Annotated in this window: 5 protein-coding genes and 1 pseudogene; 3 read left to right on the top strand and 3 right to left on the bottom strand. The window is 68.5% G+C overall.

Going from position 1 to position 4436, the window contains the following annotated elements; all coding sequences use genetic code 11:
- The 3 genes and pseudogenes from ACQUQ1_RS21705 to ACQUQ1_RS21695 all read left to right on the top strand — a co-directional run.
- Positions 1-516, top strand: a pseudogene (locus tag ACQUQ1_RS21705) (hypothetical protein); the annotation flags it as partial.
- Complete coding sequence (locus ACQUQ1_RS21700; RefSeq protein WP_435066298.1) at positions 509-994, top strand: DUF7266 family protein; 486 nt, start codon at positions 509-511, stop codon at positions 992-994. The pseudogene ACQUQ1_RS21705 and the gene ACQUQ1_RS21700, both read left to right, overlap by 8 nt.
- A complete protein-coding gene (locus tag ACQUQ1_RS21695) occupies positions 991-1749 on the top strand; it encodes a DUF7289 family protein (RefSeq protein WP_435066296.1) in 759 nt (252 codons plus the stop codon). Before ACQUQ1_RS21700 ends, ACQUQ1_RS21695 begins: the two co-directional genes overlap by 4 nt.
- 58 nt (positions 1750-1807) lie before the next feature.
- On the opposite strand, the gene ACQUQ1_RS21690 is transcribed toward ACQUQ1_RS21695, so the two are convergent.
- From ACQUQ1_RS21690 to ACQUQ1_RS21680, 3 genes are all read right to left on the bottom strand, one after another.
- On the bottom strand, positions 1808-3547 hold the full coding sequence (locus tag ACQUQ1_RS21690) for a DUF7289 family protein (RefSeq protein WP_435066294.1): 1740 nt from the start codon (positions 3545-3547) through the stop codon (positions 1808-1810).
- Positions 3548-3668: 121 nt separating this feature from the next.
- The gene (locus ACQUQ1_RS21685; protein WP_435066293.1) at positions 3669-4106 is read right to left on the bottom strand and encodes a type IV pilin; all 438 of its coding nucleotides are present in this window, start codon (positions 4104-4106) and stop codon (positions 3669-3671) included.
- A gap of 6 nt (positions 4107-4112) precedes the next feature.
- On the bottom strand, positions 4113-4436 hold a 324-nt coding region (locus tag ACQUQ1_RS21680; protein ID WP_435066292.1), incomplete at its 5' end, for a type IV pilin N-terminal domain-containing protein.

Genomic DNA, 4436 nt, shown 5'->3' with positions numbered 1-4436 from the left:
GTCGAGCGCTCGTCGCTGGCGAGCACGAACGCGAGCACCCTCGACGGGGCGTTCACCGTCGAGGTGACGAGCAACTCCACGGGCGATACTTGGGAGGCGTTCGTCTACCGAAACCGGTCCACCGGCGACATCGCGGTCGCGACCAGTCCCGCGGGGGTGGCCGGCGCGACGGAGGTGTGTTCGGTGGACGAACCGAACGCGACGGTCGGCTTCACGAACGGGACGCTGGCGGGCGAGCGGTGTCCCGGCCTGGACTGGCGCGAGGGCGTCCCGACGGCCTACGACCTCTCGTTCCGAAACGGGACGAACGCCGTCGGCACTTACGACATGACCGTCAGGGGAACCGCGAGCCTGCTGAACCTCGTGACGCTGAACGACGGCACGCTGAGCGACGACCCCGACTCGCCGTACTACGTCCCGGCGGTGTACGCCGTCGAGTTCCGGATCCGGTACGAGACGACGGACCTCGAATACCGGGCGGACGTCCGGGTCGCACCGGGTGAGCACGATGACTGACGCCTCGCGGACGGGGCCCGCCCCGTCGGCGGCGCGGGGGCGGGGGCGGGGCGACCGGGCGACCGCGACGACGCTCTCGTACGTCCTGACGCTCGGGATCACCGCGATCCTGATCAGCGGCCTGCTCGCCGCCGCGGGCACGACCGTGGAGACGCAGCGCGAGGACACGACCCGCGAGGCGCTGGAGGTCGTCGGTCAACAGATCTCCTCGCGGGTGATGGCCGCCGACAGGCTCGTCGCGTCGGGGGCGAGCGCGGTGACCGTCCGGGGGACGTATCCCGAGTCGGTCGCCGGCAGCACGTACTCCGTCGTGGTCCGATCCGGGCCGCCCCCGGAGATCGAGCTGACCGCGACGGGCGTGGACGTCTCCGTCACCGTCGGGGCGGCGACCCGAACGCCCGTCGCGGACGCGAGCCTCTCCGGCGGCGACGTCGAGATCGTCTACACCGGCGGTCAACTGGAGGTGCGGGGGGCGTGAGCGGTAGTCGCGCACAGAGCGACACCGTCGGGTTCGTCCTCGTGTTCTCGCTCATCGTGTTGACCGTCGGGACGGTGTACGCGGCGGGGTTCCCCGCGCTGACCGACCTCCGGGCCGCCGAACAGACCGAGAACATGGAGCGGGCGTTCGTCGTCCTCGACGAGAACGTCGACGACATCGTCCGGGAGGGCGCGCCGAGCCGCGCGACCGAGATCAAGCTCAACGGCGGCACGCTGGCGGTCGAGGAGACGACGAGCGTGACGGTCTACGCCGAGAACACCTCCGACGCGTCGCGGAACTTCACCGTCACCGCCGCGTCGCGGCCGATCACCTACAGCGACGGCGACACGACCGTCGCCGCGTCCTTCGGCGCGGTGCTCCGGGGCGACGGCGACGCCGCGGTGATGCGGAGCGACCCCGGCTGGCTGATCGACAACGAGCGCGCGATGCTCCCGCTGACGGTCACGACGCGGTCCGGGGACCGGACCGCGATCGGCGGAAGCTCGACCGTCCTCGTTGCGATGGACGCGACCTCGCGCGGGATCGCTCGGGAGATGACCGCCGGGAACGGGAGCGCGATCACGGTGAACGTCACCGTCGAGTCGCCGCGGGCGGACGCGTGGCGACGGTACTTCGAGTCGCTCGACGCCGGCGGGTCCGTCGTCGCCGCGAGCGACGACGCGGTGACGTACCAGATCGAGGTCGATCGGGTCGTAGTCCCACGGACGGCGATCCGGGTCCGCCTCGACAGGTAGAGTGGATCCGGGGACGCGAGTCCTTCGTCCGCGCGGCTCCGGCGTGGTGCCCCCGTGATCAGTCGTCCGAGACCTCGATCTCGGTGATCGACACGTGGAGGTACGTGATCCGGGGGACGTCCGCGTCGACGGGGATCGTCTGCTCGGTGGACAGCGACATGTCGTAGTGGACGGTCCCGCCGTTCTGGACGTCCATCTCGCCGGCGACGACGCCGCCGTACACGTCGGACTGCTTGATCGAGAACTCGTTGTCGTCGCCGTCGCCGGTGACGTAGAGCACGCCGACGAACCTGCTTCCGCCGGAGATAGTCACGTCCGAGGCTTCGGTGCCGTACATCCACAGCTGCCCCGACCTGTCGCCCGGGACCGAGACGTTCGCCCCGTCGAGCGTGACGTCGTCGGCGACGAAGAACCGGACGACGCCGTCGCCCTCGACGCGTATCTTCGTCCCGTCGAGCGAGACGTCGTCGCCGACGGCGATCTGGACCTCGCTCCCGGAGCCGGTGTCGACGACGAGCTCCTCGTCGTCACCCATGTCGATACCGGAGAGGTAGTACTCGGTTCCGTCGGCGGACGACAGCTCCACCGTGTCGCCGGTCCCCGAGAAGTTGAGGACCGGATCCCCGCCGTCGTCGACGATCGCGTCGGTCGCGCCGTTGTCGTTGTCGGCCTCGAGGGCGACGAGCCTGGACTCGACGTACGGCGAGAGGTCCTCGCCCGCCTCGACGCCGTCGATCTGCGAGACGCGGGGGGAGTCCGGCTGGGGGACCGCGTTGGGGTTCGCGCTGTAGCCGGTGGTGTGCTCGACGGTCCCGGTGATGTTGCCGTTGGCGGTCCCGAGCGTTATCGATCCGCCCGCCCGGACGTTGCCGAGGATCTTTCCGTTCCCCTCGACGTCGATGCTCCCCGCGGTGACGATGGTCCCGTTGGCGGTCTGCGAGTCGGCGTACGGGCCCTCCGAGGAGTTGTAACTGTCCACCCAGACGTTGTCGTTGCCGGTTCCGTCGAGGTCGATCTCGTCGCCGACCGCCCGCGAGGTCAGCGCGGCGTTGACCGGCTCGATGTCGGCCGGCGTGACGAGCTCGATCGTCGCCGTCTCGTTGGCGTGGTCGATCGTCACGTCGCCGCTGGTCCGCTGCTCGAAGAACCGGCCCCACGCCGCGTAGTACTCGCTCCCGACGGTGATCACGACCCGCCCGTCGTCGAGGGGGTTCGCCAGGCTCGCGCTCTCGTTCGGGTACACCGCCTCCGCGGTGCCGGCGCGCCTGACGACCACCTCGCCGTCGAGGCGCTCGTCGCCGGAGACGGTCACGAGCGGGAGCGTCAGCGTCGTCCCGCGGTAGTGGAACTCCGGCGGGGAGATCATCGAGCTGCCGTTGCCCGTGCGGCGCCAGACGCCGCCGCCCTGGTAGGCGACGGACGTGTCGCCCTCGCTGTAGACGACTGCCCCGAGCGTCGTGTTCGTCAGCACCGCCCTCACCTCGCCGTCGGTCGTGTTCCTGACGGTGACGTTCATCCACCCCGCGTCGGCGTCGACCTCGCGGGTCGCGCCCGCGCTCCCGACGAGGCGGACGCGCTGAGCGTCGCTGTCGCCGTGGGCGACGAGGCTCGCCTTGGAGTCGAACTGCGTCATCGACTGCTCGGCGGCCCCGGCCGTCGCGGAGTCCTGTATCCCCGTGATCGCGTCGCCGCCGAGCGAGACGACCGCCGTCGCCCCGGCGATCGTGACGACGAGCAACAGGACGAGCGCGATGACGTCCCCCTGTGCCCGTCGGTCCCGGCCCCCCCAAGTAGGCATCGTCGCAACGAGGTCGACCAGCCTCTTAAGGGTTGGTTCGGGAATATCAGGTGTGAGGCCGTGCGGGAGGCGGACGGCTACTCGGGCGACGACGCGGCAAAAAGGGAACGGCGAAGGCCGATCAGGACGGCGTCTCGCCGGTTGCGAGTGCCTGCGAGGTCTCGCCGTTCTGAGAGGTCCAGAGGACGCGGACGGTGGTGCCGGCGGAGACATTCCCGCCGTAGTTGGTGCTCAGATTCGCGGATGTCCCGGCGGTCACCGGAAGATCGAACGCCTTTGACGGGCCATCACTGGCGTTCAACGAAACCAGCCCCGTGTTTTGGTCGTTCAGCGTGCTTCCTCCGGTGTGGGTTGCAGTGACGTTGTAGTCACCGCCATTTGTCTCGCTGTAGTCGAACTGGAAGTTCGCGTTCGGTGCCGTCTGCTGCACGCTGTTCCCCAGGCCGAGGACGAACGAGCCGATCACCGCCGCGAGGATCACCGTGATCGCCACCATCAGGATCACTCCGATGACAGGCGAAACGGCACGATCATCGTCGATGAGCTGTTTGAGATTCATGTGGGATCAGGGCGCAGTCTCTTCGGCGAGAGTCTGTGAGGTCTCCCCGTTCTCTGACTCCCAGATCACGCGAACGCTTTCATCGGAATTGTAGGTGACACCTTCTCTGAACGAATCGCCGGCACTCATTTCACCGCCGTTGAATGTGACACCGGTGGAGTTGCTCTCAGAGACTATCTTAATAGTAGCATCTGCGGAGATAGTCGCACCACCGGTGTGTGTTGCGTTCGCTTTGCCAGCATCCGAGTAGTACTCGAACTGGAAGTTCGCGTTCGGTGCCGTTTGCTGCACGCTGTTCCCCAGACCGAGGACGAACGAGCCGATCACAGC

It is taken from the genome of Halobaculum sp. EA56, assembly GCF_051195075.1.
Classification (GTDB): Archaea; Halobacteriota; Halobacteria; order Halobacteriales; family Haloferacaceae; genus Halobaculum.
This window is presented reverse-complemented; position numbering and strand designations above follow the sequence as displayed.

Excerpts from the sequence above, each read along its gene's own strand:
- ACQUQ1_RS21685 (WP_435066293.1), bottom strand. The coding sequence starts at position 4,106 with ATGAATCTCAAACAGCTCATCGACGATGATCGTGCCGTTTCGCCTGTC.
- ACQUQ1_RS21700 (WP_435066298.1), top strand. The coding sequence starts at position 509 with ATGACTGACGCCTCGCGGACGGGGCCCGCCCCGTCGGCGGCGCGGGGG.
- ACQUQ1_RS21690 (WP_435066294.1), bottom strand. The coding sequence starts at position 3,547 with ATGCCTACTTGGGGGGGCCGGGACCGACGGGCACAGGGGGACGTCATC.